At 41.8% G+C, this 14,991-nt stretch carries 10 protein-coding genes; 5 read left to right on the top strand and 5 right to left on the bottom strand.

The genetic code is table 11. From position 1 onward, the window contains the following. On the top strand, positions 1 to 531 hold a 531-nt coding region (locus B879_RS07635), incomplete at its 5' end, for a M20/M25/M40 family metallo-hydrolase (protein ID WP_040400366.1). Positions 532 to 658: 127 nt separating this feature from the next. Continuing rightward, positions 659 to 2,728, top strand: a complete 2,070-nt coding sequence (locus tag B879_RS07640; protein WP_009184583.1) for a protein-disulfide reductase DsbD family protein — start codon at positions 659 to 661, stop codon at positions 2,726 to 2,728. Between the two features lie 458 nt (positions 2,729 to 3,186). Here B879_RS07640 and B879_RS07645 read toward each other — a convergent pair whose 3' ends face one another. Beyond that, positions 3,187 to 4,212: a phosphotransferase enzyme family protein gene (locus B879_RS07645; RefSeq protein WP_009184584.1), complete on the bottom strand. Its 1,026-nt coding sequence runs from the start codon at positions 4,210 to 4,212 to the stop codon at positions 3,187 to 3,189. Between the two features lie 213 nt (positions 4,213 to 4,425). On the opposite strand from B879_RS07645, the gene B879_RS07650 reads away from it, so the two are divergent. Further along, the gene (locus B879_RS07650; RefSeq protein ID WP_009184585.1) at positions 4,426 to 6,207 is read left to right on the top strand and encodes a sodium:solute symporter family protein; all 1,782 of its coding nucleotides are present in this window, start codon (positions 4,426 to 4,428) and stop codon (positions 6,205 to 6,207) included. Between the two features lie 4 nt (positions 6,208 to 6,211). Here the strand turns inward: B879_RS07650 and gldD are convergent, their stop codons facing one another. Next, positions 6,212 to 6,790: a gliding motility lipoprotein GldD gene (gene gldD / locus B879_RS07655; RefSeq protein ID WP_009184586.1), complete on the bottom strand. Its 579-nt coding sequence runs from the start codon at positions 6,788 to 6,790 to the stop codon at positions 6,212 to 6,214. 77 nt (positions 6,791 to 6,867) lie between these two features. Between gldD and B879_RS07660 the strand changes: the two genes are divergently transcribed. Next, positions 6,868 to 7,398 (top strand): DinB family protein, encoded by a 531-nt coding sequence (locus B879_RS07660; protein ID WP_009184587.1) that lies wholly within the window; start codon positions 6,868 to 6,870, stop codon positions 7,396 to 7,398. A gap of 265 nt (positions 7,399 to 7,663) precedes the next feature. Beyond that, positions 7,664 to 8,797 (top strand): amidohydrolase, encoded by a 1,134-nt coding sequence (locus B879_RS07665; protein ID WP_009184588.1) that lies wholly within the window; start codon positions 7,664 to 7,666, stop codon positions 8,795 to 8,797. On the opposite strand, the gene B879_RS07670 is transcribed toward B879_RS07665, so the two are convergent. The 3 genes from B879_RS07670 to mfd form a co-directional block, all read right to left on the bottom strand. Further along, positions 8,794 to 10,095 carry an aminotransferase class V-fold PLP-dependent enzyme gene (locus B879_RS07670; RefSeq protein WP_009184589.1) on the bottom strand — a complete coding sequence of 434 codons (1,302 nt, stop codon included), beginning with the start codon at positions 10,093 to 10,095 and terminating at the stop codon, positions 8,794 to 8,796. The genes B879_RS07665 and B879_RS07670 overlap by 4 nt on opposite strands. 95 nt (positions 10,096 to 10,190) lie before the next feature. Further along, positions 10,191 to 11,414 (bottom strand): gliding motility lipoprotein GldJ, encoded by a 1,224-nt coding sequence (gldJ, locus tag B879_RS07675; RefSeq protein ID WP_009184590.1) that lies wholly within the window; start codon positions 11,412 to 11,414, stop codon positions 10,191 to 10,193. Positions 11,415 to 11,595: 181 nt separating this feature from the next. After that, positions 11,596 to 14,952: a transcription-repair coupling factor gene (mfd, locus tag B879_RS07680; RefSeq protein ID WP_009184591.1), complete on the bottom strand. Its 3,357-nt coding sequence runs from the start codon at positions 14,950 to 14,952 to the stop codon at positions 11,596 to 11,598. Positions 14,953 to 14,991 lie beyond the last annotated feature (39 nt).

A 14,991-nucleotide genomic window follows, 5' to 3' on the forward strand; every position in this document is an offset into this window, starting at 1 on the left:
GGTGAAGCTAGTTACACTACCATTGAAAGGGTAGGTATCCGACCAACTTTGGATGTCAACGGTATCTGGGGAGGTTACACCGGTGAAGGAGCCAAGACGGTTTTGCCTTCCAAAGCCTATGCTAAAATTTCCATGAGATTGGTGCCTAATCAGGACCATAAAGAAATCGCCAAGCTATTCGAGGAGCATTTCAAGGCAATTGCACCAGAATCCGTGAAGGTGAAAGTGACCTCACACCACGGTGGTGCAGCGGCGGTTGTTTCCACGGATACGCCAGGTTATAGGGCTGCTGACCTTGCCATTCAGGAAGCTTTTGGCAAAAAAGCCATCCCCACCAGAGAGGGTGGTTCCATTCCAATCTGTGCCCTATTCCAACAAGTGTTAGGACTTGATCCCATCTTGTTAGGCTTTGGACTGGATACAGATGCGCTCCATTCCCCAAATGAACACTATGGCGTGAAAAACTACCTGATGGGCATTGAAACCATCGCTTTGTTTTTCAAGCATTTCAAAAATGAAGGAAGCAAATAGTAGCCCAAAAAAGGTCCATAAAGCAAAAGAGTGATTTTATGGACCTGCTTTGGCTTATGTAAGACATATTACTGAACTATTTTACCCAAACTCCCATTATTACAGATTAGTCAAGCTTAACACCGAGATGTCAAAATACTTCAAAATCAGCATCCTTCTTTCACTGTTCCTGCTTTTTGCAAATCTGGGTTATTCTCAGATCATTGCACCACCAAAATGGACCATTCAATTGTCTGAAAAAGAATTGAAAGTAGGTGATGAGGTTAAAATCATATTCAAGGCCCAAGTCCCCAGAGATTGGTACATTTATTCCAATGATTTTGACCCCGATTTAGGACCAATGTTGACAGAATTGGAGTTGAGCCAATCCCAAGGCTTTTCATTGGTAGGGGGATTGAAAGCCATTAATCCCAAAAAGAAATACGACGAGATCTGGGAAGGAGAAGTCACCTATTTTGAAGGGACAGGAACCTTTGAGCAGACCATCAAAATTACAGGTACCAACATCAAGGCAGAAGGATTCATTGGTTACCAAATGTGCACGGACGTTACAGGACAGTGCATCCCTTTTGAAGAGGATTTTACATTAACGGCCAGTGCCAAGCAAGCACAGAGCAGTAGCCCTGTGCCACCTGTTGAAGTGGAAGAGCAAATTGAGGAAATTGCAAGTACGCCAGAAGTAGACGAAGAACCCGCTGAAAATGTAGCTGAGTCCGCCAATCAAGAGAGGAGTTTCATCAGCTTGGATGATGAGGAAGAGCAGGGAGGATTGATCGGGTTCATGATCATAGCATTCCTGGCAGGGCTGGCAGCCCTTTTGACGCCTTGTGTATTCCCTATGATCCCCATGACGGTTACCTTTTTTACAGGAAGGGCCAAGTCCAGGATCGGAGGCATCCGAAATGCCTCCATTTATGGATTTTCCATCATCGCCATTTATACGGTAGCGGGCACTGCGGTGGCTTCCATTCAGGGACCTGAGTTTGCCAACTGGCTTTCCACCCATTGGGTTCCCAATGTATTCTTCTTCTTGGTCTTTATCTTTTTTGCTTTTGCCTTTCTAGGTATGTTTGAATTGACTTTGCCCAGCAGCTTTGTCAATAAAATGGATGCCAAAGCCGATAAAGGGGGTCTGACAGGCATCTTCTTTATGGCTTTTACTTTGGTTTTGGTTTCTTTTTCCTGTACTGGTCCCATTGTAGGATCCATTTTGATCAGTTCAGCTGGGGGAGCCCTACTTAAACCCATTTTGGGAATGTTTGCCTTTTCTTTGGCCTTTGCCATACCTTTTACCTTATTTGCGATTTTCCCTGAATGGCTGAATTCCTTGCCCAAGTCCGGTGGCTGGTTGAATTCCGTCAAGGTGGTTTTAGGTTTCCTGGAATTGGCTTTGGCCTTTAAGTTCCTGTCTATCGCTGATCAAGTTTATCATTGGGGTATCCTGGACAGAGATATTTACCTTGCCATTTGGATTGTGATTTTTGCACTATTGGGATTCTACCTACTTGGAAAAATCAAGCTACCTCATGATTCTCCGATGGACTATATCGGTGTCCCTAGGTTAATGCTGGCCATTACCACTTTCGTATTTGTGGTCTATCTGATCCCAGGATTATGGGGTGCTCCGCTTAAAGCCTTGAGCGGCTACCTTCCACCCATGGCTACCCATGATTTCAACCTTTTTGAAAATAGGTATGCGGCCATCGCTCCGGAAAACCAGTTGGATGATGTGCCCAAGTACGCCGATTTACTTCACTTGCCGCATGGCATCCAAGGTTATTTTGATTACGAACAAGCTTTAGCGGCAGCCAGAAGAACAGGTAAGCCACTTTTCATTGATTTTACGGGACATGGCTGTGTGAATTGTAGGGAGATGGAAGCCAGGGTATGGTCTGATGCTCAAGTGCTCAAAAGGTTGAAAGAAGATTTTGTCCTGGTGGCTTTATACATCGATGAGCGCTTTGAATTACCGGAGTCAGAATGGTACATATCTGAATATGACGGCAAGGAGAAAAAAACCATCGGCAAACAAAATGCCGATTTCCAAATCACCCGGTTCAACAATAATGCCCAGCCTTATTATGTGATTTTAGATCACAATGAAGAGTTATTGGTCAGGCCCAAAGCCTATGATACCAATATTCAGAACTTTGTGAACTTCCTGGAGGAAGCCAAGGAAGAGTTTGGGAGGAGGTAAGTTTAGGTAAGGCATTCAGGTTCAAGAGCTTATTTGCAATAGGCAATGACAGAAATGTACGTCACTCTGAGAATTCAACATTTAGGAAAATGTTCAGAAAAAGAAATGACAGTCATTGAAGCTTCATCCCTCTCTACCGCAGAAGGACATTTTTGGCAGATTTTTTTTAACCACATAGGAGAAGATAGCACACATAGCTTCCCTGTATCAACCGGTTGATTTTAAAAACAAAGGTTTGCTGCTGCCCTGCTATGTATACTATGTTTCTATCCCGCATGCAGGACAAGTTGTGGCAAATAAAAAAGGATTTTTGTGGAGGTTCAGGTTGTTTTTGGACAACATAGTAACATAGTTAGGCTGTCGCTGCCGTGGTTTTTGGTATTGGAACGGCCTGGATCTGATGACCGTATTATTTGCCGGATTTTTGCTATGTATTCTATGTCGCTCCTATCTGTCAATTACATATCCTGTAAGGCCTTCAATAGTACCATCTGATTCTTTGCCCGGTGAAAGTTTTGTTCCTCATAATGGATGCTGTAATAGACGTTTCCATCAAGGTAATCTGCCAAGAATCGAAAGCCCATGATACAGGTCATCATTTGGCCGCCAAAAGGCAAAGACTGCATTTCTTCTTCTGTAAAAATACCCTCACCTACCTCAAGAAACCCCTGTAGCAAAGCATCATATTTTGCCTTATCCGCTTTGATATTTCCCCAATTTTGGGAAGATTCGCCTTCTGTACAGACTACCGTTCTGACCAGGTCTCCAAAATCATAATACACATAACCGGCCATGATGGTATCCAAATCGATCACTGCATTAACTTTTGAAAAATCATTGGCGTAAATCAGGTTATTGATTTTCGTATCGCTATGGGTCATCCTCAATGGAAGCCGATGCTTCCAAGAAACATATTCCTCTACTAATTTTTTTTGCTGCAGGTAGAAATCCACCAATATCTTTAATTCACCTACAACTTCCCTTTTGGTATCATGAAGTGCTTGCTTCAATTGCTGATAGCGCAGTTCAAGATCATGAAAACCAGGAATAGATTCCTGAAAGGAAGTTGACTGAATATGGATACCTGACAAGATAAACTCAGCAAAAGCCTTAGCAGCCAAATAGGCTTGATGGGGAGATGTCACCTCATTGACGCATTTACCTGCTACGAAAGGAGAAAGTCTGAAATATTGCCCATCGACCAATGAAAACAATTCCCCCTGCTGATTGGGTATTGGAAGGGGCAATATAAAGGGCAAAGCTTCCTGATTGATTTGATCAAGGAGAATTTTATGGTTATTTGAAATCCGTTCTGGGTATTTAAAAACCTGTTGATTGAATTGTTGCAGGATCAATTTTTCATATCCCATATCAACCAAATAAGTTTTATGTATATGGCCATCTCCGAAAAGACTGACCTGATCCTGCTTGATTTGAAGCAGATAAAGCCTATTGATCTCATCTATCCAAAAAAGTTTTTGCATGGCGTAAAGTGATTTTTGTTCTAAAGCTAATATATTCCTGCTTTATGAAAATATATTTTGCCTAAGTTGCCAAGGGGCAATCCCGTCAATTTGAATTTTTTAGGTTTTGCAATTCCTGATTTTCTATTTACATTAGAAAAATTTATTGAACAAGTGTTTCTCTATAAATAAAAAAATTTAAGAACTCCGCCTAAAATTTAACCCAAAGCACCTATGAACATCTCCTTAATCGACTGGGCCATTATCTTGGCATTCTTTGTGATTTCCATGCTGATCGGGGTGTTGACCTCCAGAAAAGCAGGTTCTTCGGCCAAAGAATTCTTCCTTTCCGGTAGAAATATGCCCTGGTGGTTATTGGGTGTTTCCATGGTGGCGACCACCTTTTCAGCGGATACACCTAATTTAGTTACAGACATCGTTAGGAAGGATGGAGTCTCCGGCAACTGGGTTTGGTGGGCCTTTCTTTTGACAGGCATGTTGACCGTCTTTGTTTATGCCAAATTGTGGAGACGCTCAGAGGTGACCACTGACTTGGAGTTTTATGAGCTGCGCTATGGCGGTAAACCAGCAGCTTTTCTAAGGGCTTTTCGCGCCATCTACCTTGGGGTATTCTTTAATGTGGTCATCATGGCTACTGTCTCCTTGGCTGCCATTAAAATAGGTGGGGTCTTGCTTGGTTTATCACCCTTAGAAACCCTGCTTTTGGCATCTGTAGTGACGGTAATTTACAGTTCCCTTGGTGGTTTGAAGGGGGTTTTATTGACAGATTTTTTCCAGTTTTTCATTGCCATGGCAGGAGCGATAGGAGCCGCTTATTATGTATTGGATTTGCCTGAAATCGGTTCACTGGATAACCTATTGAGTCATCCCAATGTATCTGATAAGCTCAATATCTTACCTGATTTTAATGATTGGAATCTCGTGATCCCTTTGTTGATCATGCCCTTGGCCATACAATGGTGGGCTACTTGGTATCCTGGTGCTGAACCAGGAGGAGGGGGCTACATTGCCCAAAGGATGCTTTCAGCAAAGGATGAAAGAAATGCCATGGGAGCAACCTTATTCTTCAACATTGCCCATTATGCCTTGAGACCATGGCCATGGATCATCATTGCCCTTTCTTCTTTGATCATATTCCCGCAAGTTTCCGACATGCAGGAGGCATTTCCGCATATCCCGGTAGATAAGTTGGGAAATGATTTGGCTTACTCTGCCATGCTAACATTCTTGCCTACAGGTCTTATCGGAGTGGTGCTTGCTTCCTTGATTGCGGCAGTTATGTCCACCCTATCTACCCACTTGAACTGGGGTTCATCTTATGTGGTCAATGACTTTTATTTGAGGTTTGTCCGCCCGGAGGCTACAGACAAAGAACTTGTCGCAGTGGGAAGAATTTCCACAGTATTGCTCATGGTTTTGGCAGCCATTTTGGCATTGGCACTTTCTTCTGCTTTGGAAGCTTTCAATATCCTTTTACAAATCGGAGCGGGTACGGGCCTGATATTTATCTTGAGATGGTTTTGGTGGAGGATCAATGCTTACACTGAAATTGCGGCCATGATCATTTCCTTTTTGGTAGCTATTTTCTTTGAAAGTATCAACCCAAGAATGGGCATTATCGATATTCCGGCAGACCAACAATACCTGAAACTATTGTATGGTGTAGGGCTTACCACAGCAGTATGGGTATTGGTTACTTTATTCACCAGACCCGAAAAAGATGAGGTACTGTTAAGTTTTTACAGAAAAGTAAAGCCAGCAGCTTTTGGGTGGAAAAATTTGTTGAATAAATACCCGCAAGAACAGCAGGAACAGGGTCAATTACCTATGGAAATTGGGTTGATGTTGACCGGATCCATCATGGTCTATGCAGCCTTATTCTCCGTAGGTTTTTGGATTTACGGCAATGTCCTCGCCGCTTCTGTAGCCACCGTAGTAGCCCTAGTAGGTGGGGGGATTATCATTACAAAGTGGAAAAAGATTAAGTTTTCTTGATTGATTATTGCTTAAATTCCAAAGTATTCATCAGGTGGGCCATATCCACCTTGATATACTCAATGACTGGAGCTAAGGAATCATTTTTCATGGCTGTTTCAAAGTACAAAGCTCCACGTAAAAAATTTCTGGTAGAATCTGTCACGAAAAACTGAAACTGTGTGGGCACCTCTCCAGTAAGTTCAGCAACAACCCCAGTATAGCCTTGGGGTGTTAACAGTACGGACTCTTCTATACCATAGGCTTTGATCTGATGTTTGGCCGTAAGGTTGATCGCATCATTGACCACTGTCTTTATATCTTTGCCCTGGGTATCTAACTCCAAATAAGTGAAATGTACTTTTCCCCCCATTCCCTTGTAATTCAAGTTGATCCAAGCAGTCTCCTGCAAATTGAAAGAATCCACTTCTACCAAAGCATGTACAGAATGTTCAAAAGTATAGGGGCGTCCATTTTCCAAAGAGATAAAGGCTCTTTCAGGAAGATCAATCCTGTTATAGCCCATGGGTTTGGGTAGGTAATCTTCACTGCATCCAGCAAAAATGAACATAATGGAAATAAGCAGGTTCAAATTCTTTGACATGGTTCAAATTTATCAAAATCGTTTGATATGAAACCAGTTCATCGGATATTTATATAATCAACAAAAACCAAAACAGAATGAAAAATCTAAAAAATTCATTAGCCATTGGCTTAAGCTTAACGCTTTTGCTATTTGTTCAAGGTTTTGCGCATGCGCAAACTACCATTGAGGAGTTTGCTGCAAAATGGGAAAACAGCAAACAGTTTACGCTGGAAGTAGTAGATAAAATGCCGGATGATTTAATGAATTACAAGCCTCATGAGTCAGCCATGAGTTTTGCTGAACAGATCATTCACCTTTCCTCTGCAGCGGCAGGAATCAGCCAAAGGTTTCTTAATGGAGCGGCCCCAAGTTTTGATATTGGCGCTAAACCATCCAATAAAGCTGAGATGAAAGCATTCGTCACGGCTTGTTTTGATTATGCCAAAGCTACAGTCGGAGCTCTATCAGCCGAACAATTAGCAGAAAGCGTTGAAATCTTTGGAAGCACAGGTACCCGTCGACAAGTGGTGGGCTTAATTGACGATCACACCACACACCATAGGGGAGCTGCTATTGCCTATATCAGGGCCAATGGTATAGAACCTCCTAGGTTTAGAGGAATGTAAAAACAAAAAGGGTTTGTTATTAATGAAATATCAAACCCTTTTTTCATTCTGCACCTGTATTGGGGATTGAATTAATTTTCAGATGGTTTAGTGGTTAGCAATGCTTAAGATAAAAAAGTTCTTTTAAGTTTTTACCTGCCTGGCTTACAATGGCATAATTTTTTTAGTAAATAACATACAACAAAAATTTACATTAGCTTGAGAATACCTTACTTTCAGGGCCAGAAAGATAACTTCTCTTTCTTCGAATAAGTCGCCTTAGATCATGAACAATTCAGACATCAAAAAACTATCCGTTTTTAGAAAAACCCTACATCGGTATCCCGAGCTTTCAGGAGAGGAAAAGGAAACCGCCAAACGGGTACTGGAATTTTTTGAACCTTTAAAACCAGATATGGTTTTCAAAGGACTGGGGGGTAATGGACTGGCCTTCATTTTTGAAGGCAAAGAAGAAGGACCGGTATCTTTGTTCAGGTGTGAGCTCGATGCACTTCCCATAAAAGAGGAGAACGATATCAAACACCTGAGCAAAATTCCGAGCAAATCCCATGTTTGCGGTCACGATGGGCATATGGCTATCATTTCGGGCTTAGGCATGGAGCTGTCGCAAAACCGCCCCCAGAAAGGAAAAATAATCTTGCTTTTCCAGCCTGCTGAGGAAACAGGCGAAGGGGCCGAAGCCATCATCAGGGATCCTAAATTCAAGGAAATCCAACCGGATTATGCTTTTGCTTTGCACAACCTTCCGGGTTTTGAGTCCCATCAAATTGTGATTAAGAAAGGTGCTTTTGCTGCCGCCTCTATCGGGATGATTATCCTGTTTAAAGGGAGAAACAGTCATTCGGCGCATCCAGAAGCAGGCAATTCTCCGGCAGAAGCCATGGCCAAAACCATAGTGGCCTTGGAGAAGCTCCCGGATGCCATGAAAAAATTTACACTTGTCACCGTAATCCACGCAAAATTAGGTGAAGTTGCTTTCGGTACCACGCCCGGGGAAGCTACTGTCATGGCCACATTAAGGGCCCACGAAAACGAAACCCGAGATCTATTGGTGCTTTATGCAGAGAAACTTTGTACGCAAATTTCCAAAGAATATGGTTTAGAGGTTGCTTTTGAATACACGGAAGTATTTGCAGCGACCCACAATGACCCAGAAGCTTGGGAATTAGGGAATCAGGCAGCTAAAAATCTTGACCTCAAAACCAAACATATCCGAATCCCTTTTCGATGGTCTGAAGATTTTGGTTTGTTTTCCAGTTACACTAAAACTTTACTATTTGGACTTGGCTCAGGCAAAAACCAGCCCCAACTACACGAGCCCAATTTCGATTTTCCAGATGAACTGATACCAACTGGTGTCAAAATGTTTAAAGAAATCATGCAGCAACTGCATTATTAAGATTTAGAAATTTTCCATAGGGCCTCCACCAACCTGTCCAAATCAGAAATTTTAGTATAGACATGCGGAGATACCCTTACGCAGTGGATATTTTCCAAAGAGATAGAAGTTGTATGAATTTTATAATCCCGCATAAGCCTTGAGCCAAGCTCTCCCGATGTCATACCATCAACAGAAACGCCTGCCAAAGCACAACTGTATTCTGGTTTTAAAGAAGTATGAATTTTGACGCCTGGGATCTCCAAAGCTTTTTGGGCCCAGTAGTTTTTCAAATAGCGTATCCTTTCTTCTTTTCTTTTTGTGCCAATGGCATTATGAAAATTTAGCGCCTCCCCTACTCCCTGTTCAATTGGAAAGCTTCTCGTACCAAGGTTTTCAAATTTACGAATATTGTCACTTTTTGGATCTCCTGCGCAAACCAAAGGCCATAATTGGCTGATTTTATCTTTTTTGACCCACAGCATCCCGCTTCCGATAGGTGCAGAGAGGTATTTATGAAGGCTTGTACCAAAATAATCTCCCCCAAGGTCCGGAATATTGAAATCCAAAAGTCCATAGGAATGGGCCCCGTCGATAATAACTTCTAAACCATATTCATGCGCCATACTTGCAATTTTTTTGACCGGCATGATCTGCCCGTTCCAATTGATTACGTGGGTAAGGTGAATAAGCTTGGTTTTGGGTGTGATGGCAGCCTTATATTTTTCTACGATTTCTTCATCATTTTCTATGGGGAATTCAAATGTAAGCTGTTTGTAAACAATCCCGTCCCTAAGTGCTCTTTGCTTCCAAGCCTGCATCATATTTGGATAATCCTGGGTGCTTCCAATCACTTCATCTTCCCGTTTCAGGTCCAAACCATAAATGATGGTCACTAATGCTTCAGTAGCATTCCTGTTGATCGCAATTTCTTCAGCCGAGCATCCACCTAAATTAGCCAACGCTTCCCTAAGGTTCTCCCTTCCTTGATCCAGGATTTGCCACATATAATAGGAAGGCCCTTGATTACTCAATTCGTTATATCGTTCAACCGCTTTTTGGACAACTATGGGGCTTGGAGAAACACCCCCATTATTGAGTATGATAACTGGAGAAGAACTTGCAGAATAGCCTTGCTGTATCACTGACCAATAGTCCTCATTGGTGGCCAAATCGCTTGCTCCCCAATTTTTGAAAGAAGCTCCTGCCTCATGCCAATCAGTGGCATGTATTTTATTGAAATAGCTGTTTATAGAAAAAGCACCGGCTAAGGCGCTGGCTTTTTTGATAAAAGACCTTCTGCTGTGGGAATTGTCCATTTGCTTGCTGGATGATTGGCTATAATTTGCAAAAAAATCGGAAATAAAAAAAGGAACCCTTGAGAGGTTCCTTATTTATTCAAATGGATAAAGTTTTATTTTCCTTGCTGACCGATGGCAATCATAGCACATCTAAAACCAATATGGTTGGTAGCGGAATCCTGATGCATGAATCTTCGGGTACCTGGCGCTAACCAATAGGTAACGTCTCTCCAAGAGCCACCTTTGTATACCCTATAATCGTCAGTGATAAGCGTGGTAGCATAAGTATCTGCTTCGTCAAAGATACCATCCTTCCTCAGTGGGTTTAGGTCATCGAAATCCTGGAATGAAAGTGGTCTGTAGACATCATTCACCCATTCGTTAACGTTACCAGACATGTTATACAAACCAAAGTCATTGGGTGGGTAATCATACACATTGGCAGGGATGATATCTCCATCATTGGAGACTGAACCCGCAATACCGGCATAATCACCACGACCACGCTTAAAGTTAGCGAGGAAATCCCCTTGCCTACCCTTTCTTTTGATATTATATGGATTTCTTACACCACGACCATCCCAAGGATAAATTCTTCCCTGCTCCTGATTTTCATCCATATATTGGGTTCCAATCATAGCCTTGGCCGCATATTCCCACTCTGCTTCTGAAGGTAGCCTATATTCTGGTAAACTCACACCTCTTTCAATCAGCTGGTTTTTGTTGAGCGCTGAATCAATTTTATTTTTTTCACGCATCAATTCACTGACATATTCTGTCCTCCACTTGGAGTAAGCGGTCGCTTGTGACCAAGTTACACCCACTACAGGATAGAAATTGAATCCAGGGAATCGGTAGTAATAGGTATCATACACATCATTGTATGAAAGGGAACCCGCCCATACTTTTTCTGAAGGTTCAAGATTTTTAACGGAATCTGCACTGACCTTCTTTCGCATGTTGAAAATAAATTCCCGATAATCATTATTGGAAATTTCTGTCTCATCCATGTAAAATGAAGCTATGGTTACTGTTCTTTCCACATTATCCCGGAAGGCCATGACGTCCTGCTCTTGGGAACCTAAAACGGCTCTACCACCTTGAATGTACTTTAGATTTGGACCTACAATCTGCTTGGCTAATCTAGTTACCCTAAAACTGGTGGTATCCTTGTCGTTAAAACTAAAAGCTGCCCCGGTTGTAGGACTTGCTTTGCCGGGCTTAGCCGCGGTTCTCCTACCGTAACCGGTCTGTTTGTTACAGGATGAAAGGATGGCTCCGCCAACAATCAGCAAACACGCTGCGATCAATCCTAATTTTCCTTTTCCAAAAACCATTGAACAATACTGTTTTTTGTGCACGTTTAGAACGCTAATATATAAGCAATAATATCTTTTTTCCAATAAAATTTTCAAAGCCCACTTTTTATCTTTTGGGCAGTTGTATGGAAATCAACAAAATACTACAATTATCCTTGAAGGAAAAGCAAATATCGCGCCATTAATTTTTTTCAAAATTTTATGATTTTTTTATATCCTGAAGCCATTTTTTGGCAGTTTCGACAGTTTTTACCCCAGATACAATTAATATTAACCGTCCCTTAACCTCCTTGATCTTGCAGTATTTTGGCTGGGTTTGTATATAACGCAGAATCTTGCCAAAAGTATCTGACTTGTAATAACTCTCTTTGGAAGAAGGCACAAAATAACATTTCATCAGCTCATTTTTTAAGGTAAGCTTTTCAAAACCCAATTGCTCCGCAAGCCACCTCAGCCTCACCGTTTCAAAAAGATCATTAACCACATCAGGTACGGGACCAAACCTATCTTCCACAGAAGCTGCATATTGCTGAAGCTCCTCTTCCTTTTTGATATTGTCCAACTTGGAATACAGGTTTAATCTTTCGGAAATATTAGAAACATAACTTTCCGGAATCAATAATTCAAAATCTGTTTCAATCACACAATCCTGAACCAATACCTCAACTTTTTCTTTCAGGTCAACTTCAAAAAGGGCGGCAAATTCATTTTCTTTCAATTCCTGAACAGCCTCATCCAGTATTTTATGGTACATATCAAATCCAAGATCCGTGATAAAACCACTTTGCTCTGCTCCAAGCAAATTACCTGCTCCACGAATATCCAAATCTCTCATGGCCACTTTAAAACCATCACCAAGGTCTGAAAACTCCTCCAAAGTTTGGAGCCTTTTCCTGGCCTCAGGGGTAAGCCCAGAGGTAGGCGTTGTCAAAAGATAACAAAAAGCCTTTTTATTGCTTCTTCCAACCCTGCCGCGCATCTGATGCAGATCACTGAGTCCAAACATATGGGCCCTGTTGATGATGATCGTATTGGCATTGGGAATATCCAATCCTGATTCAATAATGTTGGTAGAAATCAAAACATCATATTCCCCTTCAATGAACTTGACCATGATTTTCTCCAGCTTTTTCCCATCCATCTGTCCATGGGCTCCTGCCACACGGGCATCAGGGACCAAACGCATGATGAGATTCGCAATGGAATCTATTTCCCCTACCCTATTGTGCACAAAGAAAACCTGTCCACCCCTTCTTAATTCGAAAGCTACTGCATCTCGGATGATTTCTTCGTTGAAAGTGTGTATTTCGGTCGTAACCGGCTGTCTGTTTGGTGGGGGTGTAGCAATGACCGATAGGTCCCTTGCTCCCATAAGTGAGAAATGCAGTGTTCTTGGGATTGGGGTTGCCGTAAGTGTCAATACATCCACATTGACCTTCAGTTCCTTGAGTTGATCCTTTACCTTAACACCAAACTTTTGCTCCTCATCTATCACCAATAATCCCAGGTCTTTGAACTTGATGTCTTTATTGACGATGCGGTGGGTGCCCACCAAAATATCTATTTCCCCAGAACTTACTTGTTTGGTGATTTCCTTAATTTCTTTAGCAGTACGGAAGCGGTTGATGTATTCAACCTTTACCGGAAAGTCATTTAACCTCTCTTTGAAAGTTCTGTAATGCTGCATTGCCAAAATGGTGGTTGGAACTAAAACTGCTACCTGCTTACGGTCATTTAGGGCCTTGAAAGCAGCACGAATTGCAACTTCTGTTTTACCGAAACCCACATCTCCACAAACCAGCCTGTCCATAGGATAAGCCTTCTCCATATCTGTTTTGACATCTGCCGTTGCCGTAGCTTGATCAGGGGTATCCTCAAAAACAAAAGAGCTTTCCAGTTCCACTTGTAACACCGAGTCCCTTGAAAAAGCAAAACCAGGTGCATTCCTTCTTTTAGCATACAAAGCAATCAGTTCTTTGGCTATGTCCTTGACCTTGCTTTTGACTTTTTTCTTTTTGTTTTCCCATTCCGGTGAGCCCAATTTGGACATGGAAGGAGCAGAGCCCTCCTGACCGGAGTACTTGGAGATTTTATGCAAAGAATGAATGTTGAGATACAACAAGTCATCGTCCCGAAACACCAGTCTGACTGCCTCCTGCATTTTGCCATTTACATCCACTTTTTCCAATCCCGCAAATCTACCCACACCATAGTCCACGTGTACCACATAATCTCCAGGGTTTAGGGTCTTCAGTTCCCTTAAGGTCAGCGCTTTACTCTTACTTGTCCTTTGCTTGGTTTTGTACCGGTGAAAACGTTCAAAGATCTGGTGATCGGTGTAGCAGGCCAACTGCAAGTTTCTATCCACAAACCCTTCCCTCAACCCAATGAGCATAGACTGCACTTTCAGAGTAGGGTCCAATTCCAGAAAAATGTTTTCCAGGCGGTTGATCTGCTTATCACTTTCTGAACAAATGATGTTCAACCATCCATTTCTTTCATTCTGAACCAGATTATCCACCAGTAACTCAAAATTTTTATTAAAAGAGGGCTGGGGCTGTGCATCAAAAGTAAAAATCTGACAGTTGTCGAAATAAAATTTATGCCCAAACTCTAGTAATCGATAACTTTTGATTTTTTCAATAAACTTTTCTCCATTGTCGAATAAGTCTGCCGGTTTTATGAGCAACTTATCATTTTCAGTGGTTTTGACGATCTGATGGAATTGTTTTTCTGCTTTATCAAAACTATCATCAAGGGTATCTAAAGTAAACTGATAATCTTTAAACCATAGGCATGTATTTTCGGGAAGAAATTCAAGAAAGGACTGCCTTACTTCCTGAAGCAGTTTGGTCTGCACATTTGGGATAATGCTGATCTGATCAATTGGGTCAATTGACAACTGGCTCTCCGGATCAAAAGTCCGGATACTTTCAATTTCTTTACCAAAAAGTTCCAAACGGAAAGGAAGATCGTTGGCGTAGGAAAAAATATCAACAATTCCCCCTCTAATGGAAAATTGTCCAGGCTCGTATACAAAGTCTGTTTTTTCAAAATCATAGGTTAAAAGCAACTCTGCAATAAACTCAAGATCTACTTTCTCACCCACTTTAGCTTTAAATGTATTGTCTCTTAGGGCCCTTTTATTGATTACTTTTTCATACAGTGCTTCCGCATAGGTCACGATAATCCCATTTGGCCTTTCTTTGGTCAGAATTTTATTGAGTATTTCTGCCCGCATCAGTACATTGGCATTTTCTACCTCATCATACTGGTAAGGCCTTTTGTATGATGAAGGAAAAAGAAAAACGTCATGGTTGGGCGAGAGTAATTCCTGTAAATCATTGTTCAGATAGGCTGCTTCCTCCTTATCCTGTGCAAGGATAAGATGATGACCTCCTATCTGATTAAATATGGAAGAGAAAAGTACTGTATCCAAACTCCCGGAGAGTCCTTTGACCTGGAACCGGTCTTTATCATGATGCTGAAGATTTTCAGCTATGTTTTTAACAAAAGGATCGTTTGCGTAAAGGCTTAAGAAACTGGATTTGTCCAAGGCTCAGAAATTGATTTGTGATTCAGGTGCAAAGGTAGG

It is taken from the genome of Cecembia lonarensis LW9, assembly GCF_000298295.1.
GTDB classification, from domain to species: domain Bacteria; phylum Bacteroidota; class Bacteroidia; order Cytophagales; family Cyclobacteriaceae; genus Cecembia; species Cecembia lonarensis.

What these genes read in the sequence shown, in the direction of transcription:
- B879_RS07665 (WP_009184588.1), top strand. Translation starts at nt 7,664, where the DNA reads ATGAACAATTCAGACATCAAAAAACTATCCGTTTTTAGAAAAACCCTA.
- gldD (WP_009184586.1), bottom strand. Translation starts at nt 6,790, where the DNA reads ATGTCAAAGAATTTGAACCTGCTTATTTCCATTATGTTCATTTTTGCT.
- B879_RS07645 (WP_009184584.1), bottom strand. Translation starts at nt 4,212, where the DNA reads ATGCAAAAACTTTTTTGGATAGATGAGATCAATAGGCTTTATCTGCTT.
- B879_RS07660 (WP_009184587.1), top strand. Translation starts at nt 6,868, where the DNA reads ATGAAAAATCTAAAAAATTCATTAGCCATTGGCTTAAGCTTAACGCTT.
- B879_RS07670 (WP_009184589.1), bottom strand. Translation starts at nt 10,095, where the DNA reads ATGGACAATTCCCACAGCAGAAGGTCTTTTATCAAAAAAGCCAGCGCC.
- B879_RS07640 (WP_009184583.1), top strand. Translation starts at nt 659, where the DNA reads ATGTCAAAATACTTCAAAATCAGCATCCTTCTTTCACTGTTCCTGCTT.
- B879_RS07650 (WP_009184585.1), top strand. Translation starts at nt 4,426, where the DNA reads ATGAACATCTCCTTAATCGACTGGGCCATTATCTTGGCATTCTTTGTG.
- gldJ (WP_009184590.1), bottom strand. Translation starts at nt 11,414, where the DNA reads ATGGTTTTTGGAAAAGGAAAATTAGGATTGATCGCAGCGTGTTTGCTG.